This window comes from Cytobacillus sp. EB106-05-05-XG126 (assembly GCF_058791715.1).
On the sequence record NZ_JBYTDU010000023.1, the window covers coordinates 15,472 to 38,664 of the forward strand.

A 23,193-nucleotide genomic window follows, 5' to 3' on the forward strand; every position below is an offset into this window, starting at 1 on the left:
ATACTGATTAACTACCATTCTCTCATGTTTTTTCATCATTAATACTTCTGATTAACTACCATTTCTCTTTGCATCCCTTATTTTCGGCGTTAATCCATCCGATTAACTACCATTTTTCTCTTGCCCCACCTATTTTCGGCGTTAGTCCCTCTGATTAACTACCATTTTCCTCTCCCCGCTCCTATTTTCGGCGTTAATCCCTCTGATTAACTACCATTCTCCTCTCTCCGTTCCTATTTTCGGCGTTAATCCATCCGATTAACTACCATTTTTCTCCTGCCCCACCTATTTTCGGCGTTAATCCCTCTGATTAACTACCATTTTCCTCTCCCCGCTCCTATTTTCGGTGTTAATCCCTCTGATTAATTACCATTTTCCCTTGCCACTCCTAATCTCGGTGTTAATCCATCTGACCTCCATTCACTTTTTCTTCACATTGGCATGCTTGGTAATAAGAAGCTTTCCCCCTCCCCTTTTTCTCATAATTTTTCACTAGTAGCCTCTGCACCACTTTCCCAGAACCAATCCCACCGCACCAATCCACTATTGTATTTGTAGTAATTTTCCTATCCGGAAACAAAACTGAAAATTCCTTTACACTTCTCAGTACTGCAGTATCCACCTTTTCTTTCGATCCACATTCCCCGCAGGCTAAGTAACCTTGAGTAAAGGATGCTAAAAAAGAAGTACACGAACTGCATATAATCCCTTTTCTCAATTGGCCATAAGTGTATTCTGGAATTCGCACATAGGGGTTCTCTTTCAAGCAGCGGGCATTTAACTGTTCGGCCAGCTTCATGTTTCTGGATTTCGTCACATGAGGAGTTGCTTTTAATTTCTCCAGGAATCGTTTAAGCTGCGAAGGAAATACTGCAGGAATATTGATAGGAGCTTGATAAAGCTGAAAGCCGGGGTTAATGAAGATCAGGTGTGATTTAATGGGAAGATGGAAGCCTAATTCTTTAAGGAGGCCACGTAAAAGGGTTTCGCTTCTCTGCAGCTGGAGGAGGGGATTTTTTATTTCTGTTCTGGATAGCAGGGAATACCATCTTTCATTTTCTATGTAATAGTCCCCTTCGTAGTTTTTCACCTCAAAGACAAATATAGTGCCGCCGGCGATAAGGAGAGTATCGATTTGGAAATGAGTATTGCTGTTTTCCAGCAATAGATCATTTAAAATAATGCAAGAGTCTGGTAAGTCCTGTAGCTCCCTGTCAAAATGCTTCTCGCCTGCATAGCCCTTCTCTAAATGCAGATACTGATTTTCATTTTTCAAAGGCAGCTCCAGGCGGCGGGAGAGAAAACGGAGGATTTCCAGCTCCTTTGGTTCGATACGGAGTTTGTTTATCATCACTCACATCCTTTATTAAGATAATTTAATTTTATGAAAACTCCTCTAAGACTACAAGCAAAATCCCCTTGGTTTTAAAAAGCAAGGGGATTCATAATACATATTCAGCAAGCACGCTCTGCACCTCGTAGATGTTCAAGTTTTTATTAAAATGTTTTTCAATTGGTTCGTCTGATCCTGAGATCCAAATTTTTAATTCGGCCTCCAGATCGAAGCTTCCTGCGGTTTCAATGCTAAAATGGGTAATGTTTTTATAAGGGATGCTGTGATACTCGATTTTTTTCCCTGTGATTCCCTGCTTATCCACCAGAATCAGGCGTTTGTTTGTAAAAATGAATAAATCACGGACCAGCCTGTAGGCTTTTTCAACCTGTTCACTTGGAGAAAGGACGGCTGAAAATTCGTCCTGCACCTCCTTAATGTCCGCTTCAGAGGCATTGCCGATAAAGCCATCGAAAATTCCCATTTAACCAACCTCCATTATAAGATTAACTCCATTATACGGATCGTTCGTAAAAATTCCCAGTGATAAAGGCTTTCCCTTCCCGGAAAGCCTTCACTTATTTATTCTTCTGTTGACTGATCATCCTGTGCCTTTTTCTGCCCTTCTTCTTTTTTATCTTTTGAAATACGGCCGCAGGCAATGCGTTCTCCGGAATCTCCTGCCGGCTGAGTCATGCCGTCATCCGGCCCGTCATGGATGACAATGGAAGTCCCTTCCTTTGTCAGCAATGAAGTTTTGTCTTCTTTTAACGTGACCTGAGGCGCCATAAAATCAATCTTAACTTTGCCGTCATCCTCGACAATCAGGTTAGGAAGATCCCCCGCATGGGATCCTTTTGGGTGAAGCAGACCATGCTCCTTATTATCAGGATTGAAATGATTCCCGGCGGATTTGAAATCAGGGGGTTCGCATTTTGCTTCTTCATGGATATGAATAGCAAGCTCCCCCGGCGGCAGCCCGCTCAGATCACCGGTCAATTTTACTCCGCTCGCTTGTTCCTGCACTTTAATGGTGCCTAATGAATCACCTGCAGCATTATACATTTCGACTTCTGTATTTGTAATATTCTCTTCCCCGCAGCCGGACAGAAGAAGAAAAACACCAAGCATCAAACCTTTTCTCATGATTGAATCCTCCATCAAGACAATTTGCCTTTAGTGTTGCCCAATCACTTTATTAATAAACAAGAGCAGCGCAAGTGCCATGCTCACCCCCGACTCCTAGAAGCAAGGGCTAGATCTTACACAAAAAAAGAAGAACAGCCGCTCAGCTGTTCCCCTCTTGTCTATTTTGCCTGTCAATGCGCTCTTCAAGCTCTTTCGCTTTGGCTGCTTCGCGCCTTGATACACGGATAATTAATCTCATGGTAAGAATGGCCCCAATTAAGAAGATGGCAAACGTTAAAGCTGCCGGGCCGTATTCTGATTTATCTTCAGGAAAATACAAAAACAGTGACAGTACATACCATTGCAGCATTCTAATCCATCCTTTCTGCTAAAAGCAGTGTCCATTAAATTATTATAACAGCAATGGTTGCACAGTCCAATGAACTTATTTCAATACCTCGATCTTTTCAATAACCACATCTTCCGCAGGCTTGTCCTGTTCGGCTGTTTCAACCGCTGCGATGCTGTCGACTACATCCATTCCCTCAACAACCTGTCCAAAAACGGTGTGCTTATTGTCAAGCCAAGGTGTACCGCCTTTTTCATAAGCTTTAATGATTTCTTCCGGATAGCCGGCCTTTTCCATTTGTTCTTTCAGGCTTGGATCAAGTGCCGTGTTCTGAACAATAAAGAATTGGCTTCCGTTTGTGTTTGGACCGGAATTCGCCATGGATAAAGCTCCGCGAATATTATAGAGCTCATTGGAGAATTCATCCTCAAATGCTTCACCGTAAATGCTTTCTCCGCCCATGCCGCTTCCCTCAGGATCGCCGCCCTGAATCATAAAGTCCTGAATGACACGGTGAAAAATCAATCCGTCGTAGTAGCCATCTTCACTGTGCTTAATGAAATTTTCAACAGCTTTCGGAGCCTGGTCCGGGAAAAGTTTAATTTTAATATTCCCTTTCGATGTCTGCATTTCAACCAGTCTTTCATTTCCCTGCACTTCTTCAGTCAGCTGCGGAAAATTGTCTGGAGTTTCACTTGACTGGTTATTTGTCTGTTTTTCTTCAGTCTCAGAGCCATTTGCATTGTCCGCTTCTTTTTCAGTGCTTGTCCCGCATGCTGACAGGATAAACATCAGAATTAGAATGGGAGTTAACATTCGCCATTTCATTATTTTTCAGCCTCCTATAAAAAACTAATCATTTTTTAGCTTACCTGATTTATTGAAAATTTGCACTTTGTTTTTTCAGGCTTCATAATAGGGCTAAAGAAAATGAAAAAGGAGAGGTTAGGTTGGCAGAAGTAAAGATAGGCGACAAAGTAACAGCCATCTATAAAACAGGCAAGTATATCGGGGAAGTGACAGATATCCGGCCGCAGCATTACCTGGTCAGAGTGCTTGGGGTCCTAAAGCATCCCATGCAGGGCGATTTGCATAATCCTAAAGAAGCGGACGTGATGCTTTTTCATGAACGCCGCGCACTTGCATACAGAGAGCAGACGAATGTGCCTAAGCAAATGGTAAAGCCTTTCGCAGAAGAAATACCAGATTATAAGGATTCGCTTCAAATAGCACTGGATAGAATGAGAACGGAGCTGGAAGGAGATTCTTCTCCATGGGCTGAGCAAAGCATAAGAAATCTCGACTCATTGGAGAAAGATTATTTTAAGTAAAATGAATACAAGCCAAATCGCTTTGATGGATTTGGCTTGTCAGGCAAATTTATTAAACAGCTTCGAGAAGTCCACCCGGTCGCCAATTGTTGTAGGCTCCGGCCTTTGCAGATACTTTTTATCCTTTTCTACCAGTCTGAAAATATTGTAAGTCGTCAAGGCATCATCCAGTGCTCGGTGATGTTTTCCGGTTCCTTCTTTCCCGTATTCCTGAACTGCTTTCCATAATCCTGTCTGGTTTTGGTCCCCAAAGAATCGCTTATATTCCATCGAAAGATCCACTTCCCTGCCCCTGAATGGAAAATCCACTCCAGCCTGGATACAATTATTTCTAAGCACCTTCATATCCATATTTCCCCACGTAACGATTGTGCAGGAACGATTTCTGTTCATATCCTTCATTTTCTTGACCAATTCAAGAAAATCCATTCCCTGATCTACTTGGTCCTGTGATATATGCAGAAAGGATTTGCATCGCTCGGACAATATCGGAAACCGGACAGGAGTTACATATGAAGAGAACTCTTCACAAACCTGATTGCTGATAACTGATACAATGCCGGCTTCGATAATTTCCGGAAAAAAACCTCTGAAAGCATTGCCTTTATCAGGCATGGTAAACTCAAAATCAATAAATAAGTATTGATGTTCCTCCGCCATGTTTTCACCTGCTTTCCCTTAAGATTTAACGGACTTAATTTCTTATATTATAGCATGAAATATTTAAATTTTCTGATCAAATTGCTTTTATGCCGGAATTTCTCCATCGCTCTCCTTATCTAGCTATCTATTATGGAATAACCCGCCCGGCAAGCTGTATATTTCCATTCTTCCCAGCATAAACATAAACCATATTCTAGTAATCTTAAGAGACAAATAGAGATAAAGGGGGCAGGGTATGAAAAAAGGAATGTGCTGTTTTTTGTTTGCAGTCCTGCTGTTCGTGGGATCCCTAATGCCTGCGAAAGCTGCTGATGCTGAAAAAGAGTTTGAAGACATACTCGAGGAACAGCTTCGAAGCACAGTCCATTATTACAGCGAAAACTCCTTTTCAGTCATCGATGCGTACGGAATGCAGGGACAGGTAACAAAGATCGTTACATCTGATGACCCGCAAACATCAGAAAATGAAGAGGTTATTGAGGAATATACTTCCCATATCGGCATTGTTTTTTTGGAATTGGAACAAAAACGAGATGACTTATTTATATTTAAGAAAAAAGATTTCTTTTATTATGATTTTGACAAAAAAGAATTTCTGACAGCATCCAATGTGCTTGGCAATGAATCAATCAGGGAGTTTTTTGAACGGTATGTTGATAATATCGAAAAAAGCATTACCCCCTTCTCCAAGTTACTCCTCCTATTCTTCCTTTCCTTTATCATTACGGTTCCGCTAGCCATCATGATTTTCCAAAACCGCGGCCGCAGTAAAACTTAATACAGCAGAAAGAGAGGATGTGCCAAAGCACACCCTCTTTTTCTTATGAAGCCGTCTGTATCCTCACATATTCCCTAGGCTCAAACACCTTCAGCTTTTGTTCTTTTCCAGCTTCCATTTTATAATCTGCAGGTAATAATTCGACCACTTCTTCGTCTGCCGGAATATAAAATTCCCTTTTGGTTTGGTGGTTCAATATCCAGGCGCCTGCAAACAGCAGGGCAAAGATTGTAATGGCTGCTGAAATTTTATGTTTAATCATGCATAACACCACCTACTAATAGTGTGCTTGAATGAATGATTTTTTATACAAATGTGCTTTCTTTTTATATATTTTTTCAAAAAATTTTTCCTGATACACTCGTGTTTCTACCTATTTAATAAGAATGGATAAATCCTTTAATGATAAGGGTTGGAAGAATGCACAGACTTTCTTTTTAGGTTATAATTTGTTCTGAGGTGCATGAACGGATAGTAATGATGAATATGGCACGACTGTCATGCCTGCCCTGGCTGGATAATATGGGGGAAGGTGGAAAAACTTTTATTAAGCGCTTACTAATTGCAGGAATAGATTATACATTCTGCGGAAGAAAAATACATTATTCCAAATATCCATCCTGAACCGTTAGATGCCATATAGCGGCTTCATCAAGCTGCCTGATAGGATACTTTGTTGAATAACTCGCAATTAATTTAAAGGGGGTAATGTCTTGTCTTTGCTTCACCTGGCAATAATTTCACCATTTTTGCTTGCCATCCTTGTGCCTATTGCGTACAAGCTGTTCAAGCAGATACATACGGGTTGGTTTGTACTTCCTCTGCCAATCCTTTTATTCAGTTATTTTATTTCTTATTTATCCATCACCTCCAATCAGCAGTCCGTCACAAAGTCTTTTTCGTGGATACCCGCTCTGGGGATTGATTTCACGGCAAAAGTAGACGGTCTCGGTTTGCTTTTTGCCTTGCTGATTACCGGAATAGGATCATTGGTTGTTCTGTATTCCATCTATTACCTTGATAAAAATAAAGAAAAACTGAACACCTTTTATGTGTACTTGCTTCTATTTATGGGAGCCATGCTTGGGGTTGTCCTATCTGATAACCTGATTGTGCTTTATACTTTCTGGGAATTCACGAGTTTTTCTTCATTCCTGCTAATCGGGTATTGGTACCACAGAGAGAAATCAAGATATGGCGCACAGAAGTCGATGATCATTACCGTTTTCGGCGGTCTTTCTATGCTTGGAGGCATCATCCTTCTTTATTTGATGACGGGCACATTCAGCATTTCGGAAATTATCGCTGGATCAGATGAGATATTTTCACATTCATTATTCGTTCCTGCTCTGCTTTGCTTTTTGCTTGGGGCTTTTACCAAGTCCGCGCAGTTTCCATTTCACATCTGGCTGCCGGATGCCATGGAAGCTCCAACACCCGTCAGTGCATATCTGCACTCGGCAACGATGGTTAAAGCCGGCATTTATTTAGTAGCACGTATGAGTCCGGTATTTGCTGAGCATTCGCTCTGGTTCTGGCTCATTGCTGGATTTGGCATTACAACCTTATTCTGGGGTTCCTTTTCAGCTGTCAAACAGACTGACCTTAAAGCCATTCTGGCTTTCTCAACAGTCAGCCAGCTGGGGATGATCATGTCCCTTCTCGGCATCGGCGCTGCAGCGCTTCACTTTGAAACAGTGGATGACAGTTATTTTACGGTTGCCACTACAGCTGCTGTTTTTCATTTGATCAACCATGCCACCTTTAAAGGAAGTCTCTTCATGGTAGCCGGAATTGTTGATCATGAAACCGGAACCCGTGATATCCGGAAGCTTGGCGGTCTTATGAACTTTATGCCGATTACCTTTACTTTGGCGATCATCGGCACATTTTCCATGGCAGGGCTTCCGCCTTTCAATGGGTTCTTAAGTAAGGAAATGTTCTTCACAGGTATGGTCCGTGTTTTGGAAATGGATATTTTCAATTTGGATACATGGGGATTCTTGTTCCCTGTTATTGCCTGGGTGGCAAGTGTATTCACGTTCATTTACAGCATGATCCTTGTATTCAAAACGTTCACAGGAAAGTACCAGCCTGAACAATTAGAAAAGAAACCGCATGAAGCTCCAATCGGGATGCTGATTTCACCCATTATCCTGGCTTCATTAGTTATCATTATCGGTTTCTTCCCTAATATTATTTCAAACACGCTCATCTCCCCGGCACAGGCAGCCATCATGCCTGTTGAAGGGTATGTGTATGATACTCATATTTATTTCTGGCATGGATTTACGCCTGAACTGTTCATGACTTTAGGTGTTATTACATTGGGAATTCTGCTTTTTGTCACTCTTCCGAAGTGGAGAAGAGTATATGATTTCTTCCCTGAAAAATTGGCTCTGAATCGTTTTTACGATTCTATGCTGGAAGTATCACAGAGGGCTTCCTTCAACTTAACAAGATTATATATGAACGGATTCATCAGAACCTATCTTGTGTATATTTTTTCATTTTTCATTGTTGCTCTGGCTACCACCCTGGTTCTGAAAGATGCTTTTAAATTCGATACGAGTGATGTGGCAACCATTCATTATGCTGAGGTCCTGCTGGCATTAGTCATCGCTGCTGCATCTGTTTCCATTCTTTTTGTAAAGTCCAGAATGACATCCATCATTCTGTTGGGGGCAGTCGGATATACCGTTTCATTGTTCTTTGTTATTTTCCGTGCGCCTGACCTTGCATTAACACAGCTTGTAATCGAGACTATTTCTGTCTCTTTATTCCTGCTTGCTTTCTACCATCTGCCTAAGCTTCGGCATGAGGAGCGGATGAGATTTAAAACGACGAATGCCCTTATTTCTGTCGGGGTGGGTGCAATTGTCACGATGATTGCCCTATCTGCCCACAGCAATAAGATGTTTCCTTCAATTGCGCAATATTATGTCGAGAATACGTATAAGGAAGCAGCAGGGAAAAACATGGTAAACGTTATTCTAGTTGATTTCCGTGGTTTTGATACCATGTTTGAAATTACGGTTCTTGGAATTGCAGCTCTTGGAATATTTGCAATGATTAAACTTCGCCTGGAAGGAGGAAAGAAAAATGAAAACAAATGATATTATTTTGCAGACTGCTACGAAAGTAGTTTTGTTTCTCATTGTTCTTTTCTCTATCCATATCTTTTTTGCCGGCCATTATACGCCGGGCGGCGGATTCGTTGGAGGTTTACTGACATCTGGGGCAATCGTGCTGCTGCTGCTGGCTTTTGATATGAAAACTGTCTCTAAGATTCTTCCTGTCAATTATATTCACATGATTGCAGTCGGACTTCTTTTTGCCATTGGTACAGGGGCGGGAGCATTGCTATTTAATGTCCCTTTCCTTACCCATGCCTTTGGACATATTGACCTGCCAGTTCTGGGGGACACTTCCCTCCATACAGCTACACTGTTTGACCTTGGTGTTTTTCTGGTTGTTGTTGGCGTTACGATGACCATTATTCAAACGATAGGAGAGGATGAATAATGGAAATATTAATGGCTTTCGTAATTGGAATTTTATTTATGTCAGCTACTTATCTCATGCTGTCAAAAAGCTTGCTGCGCATTATTGTCGGAACCGGGCTTTTAAGCCATGGAGCACATATGCTGATATTAACGATGGGCGGTTTAAAAGAAGGATCTGCCCCGCTGCTGGGTGAAAAAGCACCCTATACTGATCCAATTCCTCAGGCTCTTATCCTGACGGCAATTGTAATCAGCTTCGGGGTCACTGCGTTTTTCCTGGTTCTGGCATACCGTGCCTACCAGGAGCTTGGCACTGATAATATGGATCGAATGAGAGGAACTGAAGGAAATGATTAACTTTTTAATATTGCCCATCCTGATCCCTTTAGTTACAGGTGTCCTTCTCATCTTCGTTTCTAAAAGAATCATGCTGCAAAGATGGATTGCAGGCATTTCATCAGTGATTGCGATCATTTTCTCAGCCCTGCTGGTTCAGAAGGTCCAAGTCAGCGGGATCCAAACGCTGGATGTTTCAAGCTGGGAGGCTCCGTTTGGGATCACGCTTGTTTCTGACATGATGTCAGCTCTGCTGGTGCTTACAACCAGTATAATCGCATTTCTATGTCTGATTTATTCATTTTGGAGCATCGGGGAAGCCAGAGAGAAGTTTTACTATTATGCTGCATTCAACTTTTTAATTGTTGGCGTAAACGGTGCCTTTACAACAGGGGATATCTTCAACCTTTTCGTATTTTTCGAGGTTATGCTGATGGCTTCGTATGTTTTGCTTGTATTAGGCGGAAAGAAGGCACAGCTTAGGGAGTCCATTAAATACATCCTTGTGAATGTAATATCTTCCGCTCTGTTTGTTATAGCTGTTGCCTATCTTTATTCTGTAGTAGGAACACTTAATATGGCGCATATATCCGTCCGCATCAGCGAAGCAAGCCAAGGGAATCCCCCAGGAATCATTACAGTGATTGCTGTACTATTTTTAATCGTATTTGGATTGAAAGGCGCCATTTTTCCTTTATATTTCTGGATGCCAGGCTCTTACTATGCACCGCCTGCTCCTGTTTTGGCTTTATTCGGAGCGCTGCTGACAAAGGTCGGAGTTTACTCCATTACAAGAACCTATACGCTGTTCTTTTATCACGATACTGGCTTTACCCATCAGCTCTTAAGCTTTTTGGCTATTATGTCGATCATCGCAGGAGTCATTGGGGCAATTGCCTACTGGGATATTAAGAAAATCATCATCTACAATATCATCATTGCTGTAGGGGCAATTTTGTTTGGAGTATCAGCTATGACGACTGATTCCCTTACCGGGTCAATCTTCTATTTGATTCATGATATGATTATTAAGGCGGCTCTATTCTTACTTGCCGGCATCGTGATTGCAATTGCCGGAACAAGCAATTTGCATAAGATAAGCGGGCTGATCAAGCGCTATCCCGGTCTGGGATGGACCTTCTTCATCGCTGCGCTTGCTCTAGCGGGAATTCCTCCGTTAAGCGGGTTTGTTGGAAAGCTTCTAATTGTTAAAGGAGGATTCGAAGCAGAACATTACTGGGGAGCAGGGATTGTTTTAATGTCCAGTCTTCTTGTGCTGTTTTCAATCATGAAAGTCTTCATTAATGGCTTTTGGGGTACACCTCGCGCCTATAAAGGGGAAGACAAAGTACCTGTCGGCAAAATGTTGATTGCCCCGGTAATCCTTGTTATCATTGCCGTTTTCTACGGAGCCGGCTCGGAGTACGTTTATCCGTATATCTTACAGGCTGCTGAAACTCTTGCAAATCCGGAAATATATATTGAAGCAGTTTTAAAGGAGTATTGAGTATGGCATTTCAAATATTATTAAATGTGTTCCTTGGGTTTATGTGGATGTTTTTAACAGGATCATACGAACCGGTTGCGTTCCTTAAAGGATACCTTTTTGGCCTGCTCATCATCTTTACTTTCAGAAGATTTTTCGATTCACGCTTTTATCTATTAAGAGTTGTAGCGGTAATCAATCTTTTGTTTCTTTTCATCAAAGAGCTTATCTTAGCGAACATCGGCGTGCTTAAAGTATTGTTAAGACCCAAACTTGATATGCAGCCAGGCATTTTCGCCTACCCTACTGTTCTGAAAAAGGACTGGGAAATAACAGTGCTATCGAATTTGATCACACTGACTCCGGGGACATTGGTTGTAGACGTTTCTCCGGATAATAAGATTCTTTACATCCATGCAATTGATATTGAAGATGCAGAGGAAACCATTGATTCTATCAGGAACTCGTTTGAAAAAGCAATCTTGGAGGTGAGCCGGTAATGCTGAATACTGTTGTTCTAAGTGCCATCCTTATCATTTCGGCTGCCACCATCGGTTTGATCTACAGAGTGATTAAAGGGCCGACCACGCCAGACCGTGTGGTTGCACTTGATGCTATTGGCATAAATCTTGTTGCAATTGTTGCATTGATTTCTATCGCCCTTAATACAAGTGCTTATGTGGAGGTTATCCTTCTGATCGGGATTCTTGCCTTTATAGGGACCGTAGCCTTCTCTAAATATCTGGAGAAGGGGGTTATTATCGAAAATGAACGAGATCGCTAATATTGTCATTATTGTGCTGATTATACTGGGTGCTTTTTTAAGCCTTGTCGCTGCATATGGCGTTATCAGGCTTCCTGATGTTTATACCAGGAACCATGCGGCATCAAAGTCCGCTACACTGGGGGTTATGTCCATACTGCTTGGAGCCCTGCTGTTCTTTTATGTTAAAGATGGCTTTTTCAATTCCAGAGTGCTGCTCGGAATTATATTCATCTTCATGACATCACCTGTAGCCGGGCATTTAATTGCCCGGGCAGCTTATAACTCCGGTGTAGAGCTATGGGATAAAAGTGTACAGGATGACTTGAAAGATGCACCACATATGAAAAAGGCAAGCAGCAAGGAACAATCATAAAGTAAAACTTCAATCAGTGGAGTTTTTTCCCACTGATTGTTAGTTGAACCAATCGGGCCTTTACATTATAAAGCGAGGCGACTTGCCCAGGGGTGACAAGCATAAGACGAGCAGATGGTGGGAAGTGCTTTTCTTCCCATCAGCTGATTGGCTTATGACCTCGAGCCCCTAGGAGCCGCAGCTGGATTGGGCAGTTTGCCCCCGCTTATCCTCCTTTGTTCCTCTGAGTCTTGAAGTGGGGGTCTTACTGCCCGTTAGACTGCGATAAATAGGAAAACCGCAAGAGAAATCCTCTTGCGGTTTTTTATTATTTATTTTCTTTTTATTACTGCCATGGTACATCTTGATGTGCAAACCAGTTTGTCATTTTCATCTATTATTTTGATATCCCAGACCATTGTAGTTCTCCCCTGATGCAACACTGTTGCGACAGCCGTCACGATCCCATCTTTTTTGGCACGTATATGGTTAGCATTGATCTCAAGCCCTGCCACGGACTCCGTTTCTTTGTCGCAAAGTTCAAATGCTCCGATGCTTGCAACAGTTTCTGCAAGGGCGACAGATGCCCCTCCATGCAGGAGGCCAAACGGCTGGCGGGTGCGTTCATCAACAGGCATAGTGGCAACAACACGGCCTTTTTCAAGTGACACGATTTCCATTCCGAGTGTTTCGATTAGAGTACCTTTCAATTCCATTCCCCAATCCCCTTTCGCTATGTAAAATGTTGTCATACTATACTTCATTATATAAGAACAAACTATGGATGTCCTCTTGGACAATCTCAAAAAAGAGGTGACCGTCATGGATCGTGTACGCGAAGGATTAATTCCGGCTGTTCTCGGCACCGCTGTTACTGCGGCAGGCTATGCAATGAAACAAAACCGCAGAACAAACAATATGTTATCAGATACCATCGTTGGTTTTGGGCTCGCCCATATCGTACTTGGAGCCATCGACCTGGTAGAGCACCGCAATCAGTACTAAGTTAGAAAAGCGCAAGCGCCTTGCCCCCCCCCCGACACCTCGAGGGGTAGGCGCTGGAGCTAGACATATAAAAGGCAGCATCTTGCTGCCTTTTATATTATAATCCCAGCCCCTGATCATGCAGCTTTTCCTGTTCCTTCCCGCGTTTTTTTCTGGTAATGCGGAAAATAAGGAAGATTGCAGCAAAGCCTGCCAGGCCAATCAGTATTTCTTTTTCATGTTTGATGATAGTGTCAATATGATCTCCAAATACGTAGCCGATCGAGAAGGATAAAGACAGCCATATCAGTGCGCCGCTGTATGCAAATAAAGCGAATTTTTTAAATGGCAATTTACTGAAGCCGTATAAAAAAGGGAGGAAGTTTCGGATACCCGGAACAAAATAGCTGAAGGAGAGGGAAAAGGCATGATACTTTTCCATTAACTTTAAAGAAGAATCAATCGTTTTAGACATCCTTTTGCTTTTATGAAAGTACTTTAGCAAAGGCCTTCCGACCAAACGCCCGATGGTATAACAGGTTGACAATGCCGCCAAAATGCCAAGATAAATGACGATGAATGCAAGCGCAGGGTGAAGCGTTTTTAAAGAGGAAGAAAGTCCAACAGTCATAACAATCAATTCATTTGGCACAGGAAAAATAAAAACTCCTACCCAAAGCCAGAGAAACAGCCCCAAATATCCGTTATTTTCAATGATTTCCAAGATCAGTTCCAGTTCCATTCGGGGCCTCCTATCTATGTAAGCTATGCACAATTATTTACCACACTAATATATTCTTCATTCCCTTCTTTTACCCCTTTTCTAATAATATCAATCCTTTTAAAAAATTCTCTTCCTATCCACCTCATATGCCTAACCTTTGTGTGAAACAATTTTGTTCCTTCATAGGAAAAGCCTTGTTTTCATATATTGGGAATGCGTGCATTTATTATTAATCGAAAGGGGCAGAACCGGATGTACCCCTATTATTATTTTCGCTATCCAAAGCCCGGATATAATCCTCAGCAGCAAAGCTGCTGGACTTATCCCCAGGCCTATCAGACTTATTATCACCCTGTGCATTTCTACAGGACCTTGCCTGCTGTCGATCCCCAAATGTTCATGAGCTCTGCAAAAAAAATGGAGGTCCTCATGAGAGATGCCAGCACATTGCTTGTAAATATGGCAGAGTCAAAAAAGTTTTCTTATGAACTGATGTCAGCGGCCCAGCAGTCCAACAAGGCGGCAGTCGAAAACCTGCTGAAATCGACAGGCATCTCGCGAGTCCCTTCTGTTGACTATACCCCCGACGGGCTAAGACTTCATTTCGAATCAGACAAAGAGGATCCTCAGAAATGCTGTGATTTAATGTTAAAACTGAGATGGATGTAAATAAAAAAGCTCTCAATTAAGAGAGCTTCTCACGTGTTTAGCGGTAATAAGGGTTTCCATATGGGCCATAGCCAGGGTATCCGCCACCGCCGTAAGGGGCATATGGTGCTCCTGGCGGGCCATAGAAAGGCGGTGGAGGCGGAGGGCCGTAAAATGGACGTGGAGCAAATAAAGCTGCTCCCAGCCCGCCTCCCAGGAAACCGCCAAGCAAGCCGCCGACGAAAGGAGCTCCTAAAAAGAAAAACCTTTCGTTCCCGTTTCTATATGGGCCTCTATAATAATACATGCAGGGTAACCTCCTTCATTTTCAATCCCTTCTCTATTTAATATGCAGATGTCCTTATTTTGAGTGGGCGGCAAGAAAAGCGGAAGGCGCCCGCTTATAAAGGAACGCAGACTAAAACCGCCAGGTCCTGTGGCAACGTCTGCATGACCCGCATCCTCCCAAAAGCTGTCGCTTTTGGTCGTGCGATGTTTATGCTGACGAAGCCTTCCTTGTCCTGCGGGCCTCAAGCATAAGACGAGCCGGCTAAAAAATTGTTCTTTAATCTTTTGGACGGATTGGCTTATGACCTCGAGCCGATGGCGCCTGGAGCTAGACAACACTAGAAAAGCGGAAGCGCCTTGTCCACCCCCGACAAGCACAAGACGGGCCTTACGGAAAGGCGTCCTTTGCCTTTTTGTGAGGATTGCAAGAAATTTGGAGGTGACTGCCCAGGGACGACAGGCATAAGACGGTTCCTGTAAGAAGGAGTTTTTCCTTCTGAAAGGAAACGGCTTATGATCCCGAGTCCCTAGGAGCCGAAACAAGACAAGCTTGTGACCTCGAGGGGGTAGGGGCTGGAGCTAGACAGCACTAGAAAAGCGGAAGGCGCCCTGACTGCACAAAACAAAATCCCCTTAGCCTTTTGGCCAAGGGGATTTTTGGTATATTAGTTAGCTGCTTTTACTTTAGCAAATGCATCTTCGACAGATACATACTCATAGCCAAGGTCTTTAGCAACCGCTGGGTATGTGATGCTTCCGTTTACAACGTTTACGCCAAGTTTTAGTGCTGCATTGTCTTCAATCGCTTTTACAACACCTTTGTTTGCAATTTGCAGAGCATAGTTGATTGTAACGTTTGTAAGAGCAATTGTAGATGTTCTTGGAACTGCACCAGGCATGTTTGCAACAGCATAGTGAACAACGCCATGCTTATCATATGTTGGATTGTCATGAGTTGTAATGTGATCAACAGTTTCGAAAATACCGCCCTGGTCAATCGCTACGTCAACAACTACTGAACCAGGCTTCATTGTTTTAATCATTTCTTCTGTTACAAGTTTAGGCGCTTTCGCTCCCGGGATCAGAACCGCACCAATTACCAGGTCAGCATCTTTTACGGCTTCTGCAATGTTGAAAGGATTAGACATTAAAGTTTGGATGCTGTTTCCGAAAATATCGTCAAGCTGGCGAAGACGCTCTGGGCTTAAGTCGATGATTGTAACTTGTGCGCCAAGTCCGATTGCCATTTTCGCTGCGTTGATTCCAACCACACCGCCGCCAACGATGGTAACTTTTCCGCGTGATACCCCTGGAACACCTGCAAGAAGGATTCCCATTCCGCCATTCGTCTTCTGAAGGAATTGAGCTCCAATTTGAGCAGACATGCGTCCTGCAACTTCACTCATTGGAGTTAGAAGAGGCAATGTGCGGTTTACTTCCACTGTTTCATAAGCAATCGCTGTAACACCTTTTTCAGTTAATGCTTTTGCAAGCTCAGGCTCTGCTGCAAGGTGAAGGTATGTGAAAAGAACCAATCCTTCACGGAAATAGCCATACTCGGAAGCTAGCGGCTCTTTAACCTTCATAACCATTTCAGCTGCCCATGCTTCTGCAGCAGTATCTACGATAACGGCTCCTACTTCAGTATAATCTTCGTTAGTGAAACCGCTTCCAATTCCTGCATCGATTTCTACTAATACTTTATGTCCGGACTTTACTAATGCGTCAACGCTTGCTGGTGTCGCAGCAACACGATTTTCGTTATTTTTAATCTCTTTAGGTACTCCAATAATCATGGAAAAATCCCCTTTCACTCTATCAATTATGATATTTACTATTGTCAGTATAATAATTTAAGTAAAGCGCTGTCATTGTTAAATCGGTAAAATAAAAGAGCCTCCATTTGTGAAAATCTACAAATGGGGGCTCTTCTTTTCCATTCTCCGGATTTTTAGTTCAAGATATAAAGAAAATTTTGTATTTGTATTCTTCAAGTCAACTTTCCCAATATCGGTTATCCTCTTTAATCGGTAATTCAGTGTATTCATATGAATATGCAGCTTTTTAGCTGTTTCGTTCACATTGCTGTCATGATCGATGAAGGCTTCAAGAGTAGTGAGCAGATTGGTCCGGTGCTCAAGGTCATATTTAGTAATCTTTTCGATAGCAGGGTGCTCATACGGTTCCTGCCGTTTCTTTTCAAGGATGGCATCAAGGTAGCGGAAAAGGCCAAGCTGCTGATAGCTATAAATATGATGGATCTCTTCCGGAAATTGTTCTTTAAGACGCAGGACCTGCAATGCCTCCTGATAGCTTTTTTCCACTTTTTCAAAGTGCTGATAAGTTGTTCCTGTTGCCCCGGTAATATGATCGATGCCAAAACGTGATTTCATTTGATCAATGAAAAACTGGATGAATTCAATAAAAGTATTTTCAGCTAGAGCAGGTTCAGGCGGCACTGCTAAAATAACGAATTCATTCCCCATCGCGGCATGGAAGGTTATATGAACCTTTTGGCTTGTCGTGATCAGATAGATGATCTTTTGCTCTATTTTAGAGGTAACCTCTTCTTTAAACCTAAAGACTAGCACAGCAAAAGGTGATGGCGGCTTTATGCTTAAATCCTCAAATCTGTCTGAGATTTCATCATGGGTATGAAAACGGCCGGTTAGCAGTTCCCAGAAAAAATCCCGGTAGCCTTCAGCTCTTTTTTTCTTCTGGGCGTTTAATCTTAACATTTCCGTCCTTGCAGACTGTGCGGCCAGCTTTAGCATATTCAGCTTGCTTTCTGTTAAAGCGGCTTCTTCTTCAACTGCCCAGATGTAGCCTAATACTTCATTATGATTACGTATTGAAATGGCTACCCGATTTCCCAGTCCGATCTCCTTTATTTCAGGAATTCTAAGCGGTTCGCCGCTTTGCATCAGCTGCGGAATCACACGCTCCTTCCATAAACGATTAATCACCTTCTCAGGAACCTTTCTGCTGATGATTGTAGCGATTCTTGCGGTATCGGTCTGGTCATCATGTGTACTGTATGCCAGCAGGCGATGATTAACATCTTCTATTGTAACAGGGCATTCCAGGACATCGCGGATCTTATCTACCAATTCCTCCAGATCACTAAATGCCCTCTTAAACGGATCTTTTTCCATTTTAATTATCACCCAATCGTAAAACTTCTTTAAACTGCACTTTTTCTATCCTATTATATTATACCTCAATGCCACCCTGTACTCTACCAAAGCCCTCATGCCTATTCGACAAAATTCGAGCCGTGCCCCTCCCTGTTTTTATAAAATTTCTAATAGTTTTACTTTTTAAATTTGACTTGAAGTTATATTCAGATAATTTTACAATAGGACATGCTCACAAAAAAAGCACATATTAATAGTTTTACTTACAGTATTTGAAAGCGTTAACATCTAGGAGGCGATGATTTATGCTTGAGACGCTTAATAAAATTAACGGGGTGCTCTGGGGCACACCAAGTTTGATTTTGCTGTTTGGTACGGGTGTTCTTTTAACATTCATGCTGAAGGGTCTTCAATTCAGAAGGCTGATATATGCATTTAAATTAGGATTTACAAAAGAAGGACAGGCTTCATCCAATGATGAGGGCGATGTCAGTAACTTTAAAGCTCTAATGACCGCTCTTGCAGCAACCATTGGTAATGGTAATATCGCCGGTGTTGCCACTGCGATTACACTCGGCGGACCAGGAGCCATCTTCTGGATGTGGGTAGTTGGTTTGCTTGGAATGGCAACCAAATATGCCGAAGCATTACTTGCAATGAAATACCGTGTTAAAAATGCAAATGGCGAGTACTCCAGCGGACCGATGTATTATGTGGAACGCGGTCTCGGCAAAAAGTTTAAATGGCTTGCAGTAGCCTTTGCAGTCTTTGGTGCATTTGCGGCACTGGGCATTGGAAACAGTGTTCAATCGAATACGATTGCAGCTGTTATGGATACTTCATTTGGGATTAATAATTGGGTAACAGGTGTCGTACTTGCTGTGTTGGCTGCCTTAATCATCTTTGGCGGCATTCAGCGCATCAGTACTGTAGCAGGATTCTTTGTTCCAGTCATGGCTGTTCTATATATCGGCGGAGCATTACTGATACTCGCTGTTAACTATGATCAAATCATTCCTGGTTTCCAGACAATCTTCTACTATGCCTTCAATCCGGTAGCAGCGACAGGCGGTTTTGTCGGTGTTGTCGTATCCGAAGCAATCAAGAATGGTGTTTCAAGGGGTATTTTCTCTAATGAAGCCGGTCTTGGTACAGCAGCGCTTATTGCAGGAAACGCAAAGACAGACCATCCTGTAAAACAGGCTCTTGTTGCGATGACTGGAACATTTATTGTTACAATCGTGGTTTGTACGATGACCGGACTAGTGCTTATCATGACTGGTTTCTGGGACACAACAGGCGGATTGATTTCAGGCGTGGCGCATAACGGAAGCCTTGACGGCGGAGCATTAACAAGTGCAGCCTTTGCACATGTCCTTGGAACAGCGGGTGAATATATCGTTGCATTCTCTGTTATATTCTTCGGCTTCTCTACAATCGTCGGCTGGTATGTATATGGTGAAAAATGCTTTGAATACCTTGTTGGCACAAAAGGAATTATGGGATACCGTGCCATTTACATCTTCGCAACTGGCATCGGTGCGGTGGCCAACTTAACTACTGTTTGGGCATTCGCAGACATGGCAAATGCATTAATGATGATTCCTAACTTAATTGCATTAATTCTCTTAAGCAAAGTGGTTGTTAAAGATACTAATGAATTCTTTGAAAATCATTATAAAGCAGCCAATAAGCAGTTAAATAAGGCTAGCTAATATATGTAAAACAAACACAGGTCCCTTGATCTGTGTTTGTTTTTGTTTAGTATCCTAAAACGGAAATAAAGACAGTTCATTCCTCTCGTAAATATAGGCAAATATCCGGTAGTGGTAAAGAAATTCGCCAGTGAATATTCCTTCTTCTTCAAAAGAATAAGCATCTAAAAACGCTTCTATTCTGTCTTCATCTTCTTCATCCCATACCCCAGTCATCCAGACTTTATAAGCAAGCTTGCTGTTTAAAACGGGATATCCGCTTTCTTTAAAAAGCTCCTCAATTTGCTCCCTTTCCATCTTTTCGCATCCCTCCCCCGTTTGTTATCCATCCTTTTCTGTTTTTGTCTTCCTTATACATTTTTGGGACAAGGCAAATATACAATTTTAGCACCACAAGAGGTGAACTTGTCTATACTATATCGAAGTCTATTTTAAATATCAGGATTGCTTATTACTAACAAATAAGGGAGGGATAACGTTGGAATTGAACGAGTTATTTCATTTAGGCAATAAAACAGCCATTGTCACTGGAGGAGGACGCGGACTCGGTGAGCAAATGGCAAATGCACTTGGGGAAGCAGGAGCAAATGTTGTCGTCTGCTCACGCAGAATTGAAGCATGTGAGCATGTCAGAAAAAACCTTGAAGCCAAAGGAGTTAAGGCCCTGGCCATCGAATGTGACATCACCAAGGAAGAAGACATTCAGAAGGTCATCCAAAAGACCCTGGAGACATTTGGAAGCATCGATATCCTCATTAATAATAGCGGTACATCCTGGGTTGCACCTTTTCTGGATCTGCCTGCTGATAAATGGGACAAAGTCATGGATGTGAACTTAAAGGGGCTGTTTTTATTTTCACAGGCTGCCGCAAAAGTGATGACGAAGCAGGGAAGCGGCAAAATCATTAATATTTCTTCCGTAAATGGAATGAGGGGCACCCACTCGGCATTTCTTGATGCAGTGCCTTACAGCATAAGTAAAGGAGCAGTTATCGCACTTACAAAGGATTTAGCTGTAAAATTGGCTCCTGCCGGCATTCAAGTAAACGCTATTGCTCCAGGCTTCTTTCCTACCAAAATTACAAAAATCCTTGAAAAATCGAGTTCAGTCATTCTCAGAAAGATTCCTGCCGGAAGATTTGGCAGCGAACATGACTTAAAAGGAGCAGCTGTCTTTTTATCATCCAAAGCGTCTGATTACGTGACAGGACAGGTATTAGTCGTAGATGGAGGAATGACGGTATCCCTTTAAGGTTTCACAGAGCTAACTTCATAGAAAGGAGAAAGTTTATGTCTATTAACCATACAGAAGCCCTATTGCAGGCAATAAAAAAGTTAGGGACAAAAGTGGAAAGAGAACTGAATGAATCTATTCAGAACTCTATTAACAAAGAAGATATTTTCAAAAACTTAGTCACCCGTTCCGAGGTGACTGCAGCAAGCATGAAAAAACTCCGGGACGCCATTGAAACACTATCCATCCCTCTTAACTTTCCTACCAAGACCGACGTGGCAAATGCAGCAAAACTCACTGTTCAGGCTGAAGAAAAAATGGATCAGATTGACGAAAAAGTCATTGCTTTGGCCAGATCTATTGAGGAAATAAAAAAAGCACTTGGCAGCCCTGCTGAAAGCGCGGAAAAATAAATGGAACAAAATACAGCTTCCAAAAAACTGTTTGGATTCGTTAATACTCTTTTACAGCCTGATCCGGAGATCAATTTAACTCCAAGGACTGCAGTCTGGAAAAGAAATAAGGCAACTCTCTGGCACTATGCCCCTGCCAGCAAAAAATACAGTATCCCCATTTTCCTTGTCTATTCACTTGTCAATCAGCCCTTTATCTTAGACCTGGGACCACAGAACAGTTTAATCGAAGCTTTGGTTAACAGCGGGTATGATGTCTATTTACTGGATTTCGGGATTCCGGGCTATGAGGATAAAGACATTACGATGGAAGATTATATTACTGAATACATCCAGAAGGGGGTAAAAAGAGCTTTATATCACTCGGGAGCAGACGAAATAACTGTGATGGGCTTTTGCCTGGGAGGCACCTTTGCAGCCATTTATGCGGCCATTGCGGATGAACCGGTCAAAAACTTAGTACTGTCTGTTGCACCAGTTGATTTCAGCATTGTCCCGGTCTTTGATAAATGGGCAGATGAACTGCGAAATGGAGAAGGCAGCCTGGAAACCACTTTTGATGCATGGGGACTTATCCCCGCCTTTGCCATTAAATCAGGTATGCGGCTATTTACTTCCCCCCTCTATTTCTCTCCATATTTATCGCTTCTGGCCAGGGCCGACGATGAAGCATATGCGTCCCGCTGGAAGCGATTTAACCATTGGACCAATGGCCATATTCCATTTGCAGGGGCTGCACTGAAGCAAATCCATCAAGATCTTTTAAAAGACAATAAGCTTGTGAACGGTACATTAACGATCGGAGAAAAGAAAGCCGCCATCAGTAAAATTAAAGCTAATTTGCTCGCTGTCGCGTCAGATAATGACCGACTTGTTCCAAAAGAGCAGATTCTTCCGGTCATGGACCTGGTGTCCAGTGCTGATAAAACTTTTCATCTCCTTCAGGGCGGGCATGCCAACCTTACTTCAGAAGGAAAAGTTCCTGACTATATGGACAAATGGCTGTCAGCAAGATCAGGATAAAGTGAAACTTCAACTCCTCCATTGATTCCTCTGAGTCTTAAAGTGGGGGTCTTACTGCCCGTTAGACTGCGAAAAATATAATATTTATCATTCCCCTGCCTCGCAGGGGATTCAATATTTAAAGGAGGTAACTTGATGACTTTATGGAATTATCCAAATTATTTTATATACGACTACACTGTCAGTGCTTATATGGGTTTTGCTTCATTTGTGTTTAGAGACTTATTTTCTGCTTAGTTTTAAGACCATGCCATTGATGCATGGTCTTTATTTTTTTATGTTAGCCCAAATGGTGTTTTTACATGCTTAGCTGCAAATAATAAGCAAATGAACAATAGGAAATCACAGGAGAGCCTTAAGCAGGCATCTGACAATGACAAGAGCAGAAGGAGACAAATAATGGACTTGAAAATTTTCAAGGCAATCAACCGTTTATCCGGTCGTATAGCTTTTATAGATTTTTTAATGATTCTTTTATCAAATAGGGCAAGGTATTTATTTTTATTTGTCCTGGCATGTATGTGGCTGGCCAAAGGACCTTCCAGAACAGCCGCAAAAAAAGCTGCTGCTGCTTCTCTGATTGCAATCTTTGTAAATAAGGTTCTAAAAATTTGTTATTTCAGGCCCCGTCCCTTCATAAAAAATAAGGTTGGCCTATTAATTCCAGCCAAAAGAGACTCAAGTTTTCCAAGCAAGCATACAGTAGTTTCGTTTGCTGCTTCTATCGTCATTTTTTACGGAAACCGATTTATAGGCCGTATTTTGCTGTGGGTTTCAGCATGCACAGGCTTCGCCCGCATCTGGGCAGGCCACCACTACCCTTCCGATGTTATTAGCGGTGCTCTTATTGGCGGAACAATAGGCTGGTTCACAGAAAAACTTTCAAAACCAGAAATAAAGTGAAACTTCAATCAGTGGGGGGTTTCCTTATCCCCCACTGATTGTTAGTCGCGTTCTAGTGTCGCTAAGATCTCCGCTAGCGCTTCGATCAATCGACAC

Annotated in this window: 29 protein-coding genes; 16 read left to right on the forward strand and 13 right to left on the reverse strand. The window is 42.4% G+C overall.

The genetic code is table 11. The annotated features are described in order from the left end of the window. Positions 1-400: 400 nt before the first annotated feature. The 5 genes from AC3WTL_RS24000 to AC3WTL_RS24020 all read right to left on the reverse strand — a co-directional run bounded on the left by AC3WTL_RS24000 (position 401) and on the right by AC3WTL_RS24020 (position 3,638). Positions 401-1,351 (reverse strand): nuclease-related domain-containing protein, encoded by a 951-nt coding sequence (locus AC3WTL_RS24000; protein WP_222499163.1) that lies wholly within the window; start codon positions 1,349-1,351, stop codon positions 401-403. A gap of 91 nt (positions 1,352-1,442) precedes the next feature. Next, entirely contained in the window at positions 1,443-1,817 is a 375-nt protein-coding gene (locus AC3WTL_RS24005) for a PH domain-containing protein (RefSeq protein WP_252219645.1), read from the reverse strand. Positions 1,818-1,915: 98 nt separating this feature from the next. Then, entirely contained in the window at positions 1,916-2,479 is a 564-nt protein-coding gene (locus tag AC3WTL_RS24010; RefSeq protein ID WP_048011703.1) for a superoxide dismutase family protein, read from the reverse strand. A gap of 142 nt (positions 2,480-2,621) precedes the next feature. Next, positions 2,622-2,831 carry a hypothetical protein gene (locus AC3WTL_RS24015; RefSeq protein ID WP_035332039.1) on the reverse strand — a complete coding sequence of 70 codons (210 nt, stop codon included), beginning with the start codon at positions 2,829-2,831 and terminating at the stop codon, positions 2,622-2,624. Positions 2,832-2,906: 75 nt separating this feature from the next. Further along, the gene (locus AC3WTL_RS24020) at positions 2,907-3,638 is read right to left on the reverse strand and encodes a peptidylprolyl isomerase (protein ID WP_282956751.1); all 732 of its coding nucleotides are present in this window, start codon (positions 3,636-3,638) and stop codon (positions 2,907-2,909) included. Positions 3,639-3,760: 122 nt separating this feature from the next. Here AC3WTL_RS24020 and kapB point away from each other — a divergent pair, with 122 nt between their 5' ends. Then, positions 3,761-4,141 carry a kinase-associated lipoprotein KapB gene (gene kapB / locus AC3WTL_RS24025; RefSeq protein ID WP_048011701.1) on the forward strand — a complete coding sequence of 127 codons (381 nt, stop codon included), beginning with the start codon at positions 3,761-3,763 and terminating at the stop codon, positions 4,139-4,141. 39 nt (positions 4,142-4,180) lie between these two features. On the opposite strand, the gene kapD is transcribed toward kapB, so the two are convergent. Further along, positions 4,181-4,801, reverse strand: coding sequence for a 3'-5' exonuclease KapD (gene kapD / locus AC3WTL_RS24030; protein WP_252219648.1), 621 nt, complete (start codon positions 4,799-4,801; stop codon positions 4,181-4,183). 238 nt (positions 4,802-5,039) lie between these two features. Between kapD and AC3WTL_RS24035 the strand changes: the two genes are divergently transcribed. Continuing rightward, positions 5,040-5,582: a hypothetical protein gene (locus AC3WTL_RS24035; protein WP_163144909.1), complete on the forward strand. Its 543-nt coding sequence runs from the start codon at positions 5,040-5,042 to the stop codon at positions 5,580-5,582. Between the two features lie 43 nt (positions 5,583-5,625). On the opposite strand, the gene AC3WTL_RS24040 is transcribed toward AC3WTL_RS24035, so the two are convergent. Next, positions 5,626-5,844: a hypothetical protein gene (locus AC3WTL_RS24040; RefSeq protein WP_048011699.1), complete on the reverse strand. Its 219-nt coding sequence runs from the start codon at positions 5,842-5,844 to the stop codon at positions 5,626-5,628. Between the two features lie 451 nt (positions 5,845-6,295). Between AC3WTL_RS24040 and AC3WTL_RS24045 the strand changes: the two genes are divergently transcribed. From AC3WTL_RS24045 to mnhG, 7 genes are read left to right on the forward strand one after another with little or no spacing between them, the layout of a single operon-like run. Beyond that, complete coding sequence (locus AC3WTL_RS24045) at positions 6,296-8,698, forward strand: Na+/H+ antiporter subunit A (RefSeq protein ID WP_252219650.1); 2,403 nt, start codon at positions 6,296-6,298, stop codon at positions 8,696-8,698. After that, a complete protein-coding gene (locus tag AC3WTL_RS24050; protein WP_248349472.1) occupies positions 8,685-9,107 on the forward strand; it encodes a Na(+)/H(+) antiporter subunit B in 423 nt (140 codons plus the stop codon). Before AC3WTL_RS24045 ends, AC3WTL_RS24050 begins: the two co-directional genes overlap by 14 nt. Next, a complete protein-coding gene (locus tag AC3WTL_RS24055) occupies positions 9,107-9,445 on the forward strand; it encodes a Na(+)/H(+) antiporter subunit C (protein ID WP_248349473.1) in 339 nt (112 codons plus the stop codon). The genes AC3WTL_RS24050 and AC3WTL_RS24055 overlap by 1 nt, the downstream gene beginning before the upstream one ends. Then, positions 9,438-10,931 (forward strand): Na+/H+ antiporter subunit D, encoded by a 1,494-nt coding sequence (locus AC3WTL_RS24060; protein ID WP_252219653.1) that lies wholly within the window; start codon positions 9,438-9,440, stop codon positions 10,929-10,931. The genes AC3WTL_RS24055 and AC3WTL_RS24060 overlap by 8 nt, the downstream gene beginning before the upstream one ends. A gap of 2 nt (positions 10,932-10,933) precedes the next feature. Next, positions 10,934-11,410, forward strand: a complete 477-nt coding sequence (locus AC3WTL_RS24065) for a Na+/H+ antiporter subunit E (RefSeq protein WP_197249318.1) — start codon at positions 10,934-10,936, stop codon at positions 11,408-11,410. Further along, positions 11,410-11,694, forward strand: coding sequence for a Na(+)/H(+) antiporter subunit F1 (locus AC3WTL_RS24070; protein ID WP_159344920.1), 285 nt, complete (start codon positions 11,410-11,412; stop codon positions 11,692-11,694). Before AC3WTL_RS24065 ends, AC3WTL_RS24070 begins: the two co-directional genes overlap by 1 nt. Then, a complete protein-coding gene (mnhG, locus tag AC3WTL_RS24075) occupies positions 11,678-12,049 on the forward strand; it encodes a monovalent cation/H(+) antiporter subunit G (RefSeq protein ID WP_248349475.1) in 372 nt (123 codons plus the stop codon). The genes AC3WTL_RS24070 and mnhG overlap by 17 nt, the downstream gene beginning before the upstream one ends. A gap of 311 nt (positions 12,050-12,360) precedes the next feature. Here the strand turns inward: mnhG and AC3WTL_RS24080 are convergent, their stop codons facing one another. After that, complete coding sequence (locus AC3WTL_RS24080) at positions 12,361-12,744, reverse strand: hotdog fold thioesterase (protein WP_492370147.1); 384 nt, start codon at positions 12,742-12,744, stop codon at positions 12,361-12,363. 106 nt (positions 12,745-12,850) lie between these two features. Between AC3WTL_RS24080 and AC3WTL_RS24085 the strand changes: the two genes are divergently transcribed. Next, a complete protein-coding gene (locus AC3WTL_RS24085; protein ID WP_048012007.1) occupies positions 12,851-13,033 on the forward strand; it encodes a hypothetical protein in 183 nt (60 codons plus the stop codon). 97 nt (positions 13,034-13,130) lie between these two features. Here the strand turns inward: AC3WTL_RS24085 and AC3WTL_RS24090 are convergent, their stop codons facing one another. Further along, positions 13,131-13,754, reverse strand: a complete 624-nt coding sequence (locus AC3WTL_RS24090; RefSeq protein WP_248349476.1) for a DedA family protein — start codon at positions 13,752-13,754, stop codon at positions 13,131-13,133. A gap of 381 nt (positions 13,755-14,135) precedes the next feature. Between AC3WTL_RS24090 and AC3WTL_RS24095 the strand changes: the two genes are divergently transcribed. Next, a complete protein-coding gene (locus AC3WTL_RS24095; protein ID WP_492370148.1) occupies positions 14,136-14,405 on the forward strand; it encodes a YuzC family spore coat inner layer protein in 270 nt (89 codons plus the stop codon). Between the two features lie 37 nt (positions 14,406-14,442). Here AC3WTL_RS24095 and AC3WTL_RS24100 read toward each other — a convergent pair whose 3' ends face one another. The 3 genes from AC3WTL_RS24100 to AC3WTL_RS24110 form a co-directional block, all read right to left on the reverse strand. Next, entirely contained in the window at positions 14,443-14,691 is a 249-nt protein-coding gene (locus AC3WTL_RS24100; protein ID WP_163144902.1) for a hypothetical protein, read from the reverse strand. A gap of 646 nt (positions 14,692-15,337) precedes the next feature. Beyond that, positions 15,338-16,468 (reverse strand): alanine dehydrogenase, encoded by a 1,131-nt coding sequence (gene ald / locus AC3WTL_RS24105; RefSeq protein ID WP_076258171.1) that lies wholly within the window; start codon positions 16,466-16,468, stop codon positions 15,338-15,340. Positions 16,469-16,585: 117 nt separating this feature from the next. Beyond that, positions 16,586-17,827 (reverse strand): PucR family transcriptional regulator, encoded by a 1,242-nt coding sequence (locus AC3WTL_RS24110; protein WP_252219656.1) that lies wholly within the window; start codon positions 17,825-17,827, stop codon positions 16,586-16,588. Positions 17,828-18,114: 287 nt separating this feature from the next. On the opposite strand from AC3WTL_RS24110, the gene AC3WTL_RS24115 reads away from it, so the two are divergent. Next, positions 18,115-19,524, forward strand: coding sequence for an alanine/glycine:cation symporter family protein (locus AC3WTL_RS24115; protein ID WP_048012000.1), 1,410 nt, complete (start codon positions 18,115-18,117; stop codon positions 19,522-19,524). Positions 19,525-19,578: 54 nt separating this feature from the next. Here the strand turns inward: AC3WTL_RS24115 and AC3WTL_RS24120 are convergent, their stop codons facing one another. Continuing rightward, the gene (locus tag AC3WTL_RS24120) at positions 19,579-19,821 is read right to left on the reverse strand and encodes a hypothetical protein (RefSeq protein ID WP_163144901.1); all 243 of its coding nucleotides are present in this window, start codon (positions 19,819-19,821) and stop codon (positions 19,579-19,581) included. Positions 19,822-20,002: 181 nt separating this feature from the next. On the opposite strand from AC3WTL_RS24120, the gene AC3WTL_RS24125 reads away from it, so the two are divergent. From AC3WTL_RS24125 to AC3WTL_RS24140, 4 genes are all read left to right on the forward strand, one after another. Further along, on the forward strand, positions 20,003-20,776 hold the full coding sequence (locus AC3WTL_RS24125) for an SDR family oxidoreductase (RefSeq protein ID WP_222499151.1): 774 nt from the start codon (positions 20,003-20,005) through the stop codon (positions 20,774-20,776). Positions 20,777-20,814: 38 nt separating this feature from the next. Continuing rightward, complete coding sequence (locus AC3WTL_RS24130; protein ID WP_076258166.1) at positions 20,815-21,171, forward strand: hypothetical protein; 357 nt, start codon at positions 20,815-20,817, stop codon at positions 21,169-21,171. Beyond that, entirely contained in the window at positions 21,172-22,194 is a 1,023-nt protein-coding gene (locus AC3WTL_RS24135) for an alpha/beta fold hydrolase (RefSeq protein ID WP_252219659.1), read from the forward strand. Positions 22,195-22,593: 399 nt separating this feature from the next. After that, positions 22,594-23,097, forward strand: a complete 504-nt coding sequence (locus tag AC3WTL_RS24140; RefSeq protein ID WP_252219662.1) for a phosphatase PAP2 family protein — start codon at positions 22,594-22,596, stop codon at positions 23,095-23,097. Positions 23,098-23,193 lie beyond the last annotated feature (96 nt).

Excerpts from the sequence above, each read along its gene's own strand:
- AC3WTL_RS24080 (WP_492370147.1), bottom strand. The coding sequence starts at position 12,744 with ATGGAATTGAAAGGTACTCTAATCGAAACACTCGGAATGGAAATCGTG.
- AC3WTL_RS24135 (WP_252219659.1), top strand. The coding sequence starts at position 21,172 with ATGGAACAAAATACAGCTTCCAAAAAACTGTTTGGATTCGTTAATACT.
- kapD (WP_252219648.1), bottom strand. The coding sequence starts at position 4,801 with ATGGCGGAGGAACATCAATACTTATTTATTGATTTTGAGTTTACCATG.
- mnhG (WP_248349475.1), top strand. The coding sequence starts at position 11,678 with ATGAACGAGATCGCTAATATTGTCATTATTGTGCTGATTATACTGGGT.
- AC3WTL_RS24035 (WP_163144909.1), top strand. The coding sequence starts at position 5,040 with ATGAAAAAAGGAATGTGCTGTTTTTTGTTTGCAGTCCTGCTGTTCGTG.
- AC3WTL_RS24085 (WP_048012007.1), top strand. The coding sequence starts at position 12,851 with ATGGATCGTGTACGCGAAGGATTAATTCCGGCTGTTCTCGGCACCGCT.
- AC3WTL_RS24120 (WP_163144901.1), bottom strand. The coding sequence starts at position 19,821 with ATGGAAAGGGAGCAAATTGAGGAGCTTTTTAAAGAAAGCGGATATCCC.
- AC3WTL_RS24000 (WP_222499163.1), bottom strand. The coding sequence starts at position 1,351 with ATGATAAACAAACTCCGTATCGAACCAAAGGAGCTGGAAATCCTCCGT.
- AC3WTL_RS24040 (WP_048011699.1), bottom strand. The coding sequence starts at position 5,844 with ATGATTAAACATAAAATTTCAGCAGCCATTACAATCTTTGCCCTGCTG.
- AC3WTL_RS24110 (WP_252219656.1), bottom strand. The coding sequence starts at position 17,827 with ATGGAAAAAGATCCGTTTAAGAGGGCATTTAGTGATCTGGAGGAATTG.
- AC3WTL_RS24065 (WP_197249318.1), top strand. The coding sequence starts at position 10,934 with ATGGCATTTCAAATATTATTAAATGTGTTCCTTGGGTTTATGTGGATG.
- AC3WTL_RS24050 (WP_248349472.1), top strand. The coding sequence starts at position 8,685 with ATGAAAACAAATGATATTATTTTGCAGACTGCTACGAAAGTAGTTTTG.
- AC3WTL_RS24100 (WP_163144902.1), bottom strand. The coding sequence starts at position 14,691 with ATGTATTATTATAGAGGCCCATATAGAAACGGGAACGAAAGGTTTTTC.
- AC3WTL_RS24055 (WP_248349473.1), top strand. The coding sequence starts at position 9,107 with ATGGAAATATTAATGGCTTTCGTAATTGGAATTTTATTTATGTCAGCT.
- AC3WTL_RS24070 (WP_159344920.1), top strand. The coding sequence starts at position 11,410 with ATGCTGAATACTGTTGTTCTAAGTGCCATCCTTATCATTTCGGCTGCC.
- AC3WTL_RS24015 (WP_035332039.1), bottom strand. The coding sequence starts at position 2,831 with ATGCTGCAATGGTATGTACTGTCACTGTTTTTGTATTTTCCTGAAGAT.
- AC3WTL_RS24130 (WP_076258166.1), top strand. The coding sequence starts at position 20,815 with ATGTCTATTAACCATACAGAAGCCCTATTGCAGGCAATAAAAAAGTTA.
- AC3WTL_RS24005 (WP_252219645.1), bottom strand. The coding sequence starts at position 1,817 with ATGGGAATTTTCGATGGCTTTATCGGCAATGCCTCTGAAGCGGACATT.
- AC3WTL_RS24010 (WP_048011703.1), bottom strand. The coding sequence starts at position 2,479 with ATGAGAAAAGGTTTGATGCTTGGTGTTTTTCTTCTTCTGTCCGGCTGC.
- AC3WTL_RS24140 (WP_252219662.1), top strand. The coding sequence starts at position 22,594 with ATGGACTTGAAAATTTTCAAGGCAATCAACCGTTTATCCGGTCGTATA.
- AC3WTL_RS24020 (WP_282956751.1), bottom strand. The coding sequence starts at position 3,638 with ATGAAATGGCGAATGTTAACTCCCATTCTAATTCTGATGTTTATCCTG.
- AC3WTL_RS24095 (WP_492370148.1), top strand. The coding sequence starts at position 14,136 with ATGAGCTCTGCAAAAAAAATGGAGGTCCTCATGAGAGATGCCAGCACA.
- AC3WTL_RS24090 (WP_248349476.1), bottom strand. The coding sequence starts at position 13,754 with ATGGAACTGGAACTGATCTTGGAAATCATTGAAAATAACGGATATTTG.
- AC3WTL_RS24060 (WP_252219653.1), top strand. The coding sequence starts at position 9,438 with ATGATTAACTTTTTAATATTGCCCATCCTGATCCCTTTAGTTACAGGT.
- AC3WTL_RS24115 (WP_048012000.1), top strand. The coding sequence starts at position 18,115 with ATGCTTGAGACGCTTAATAAAATTAACGGGGTGCTCTGGGGCACACCA.
- ald (WP_076258171.1), bottom strand. The coding sequence starts at position 16,468 with ATGATTATTGGAGTACCTAAAGAGATTAAAAATAACGAAAATCGTGTT.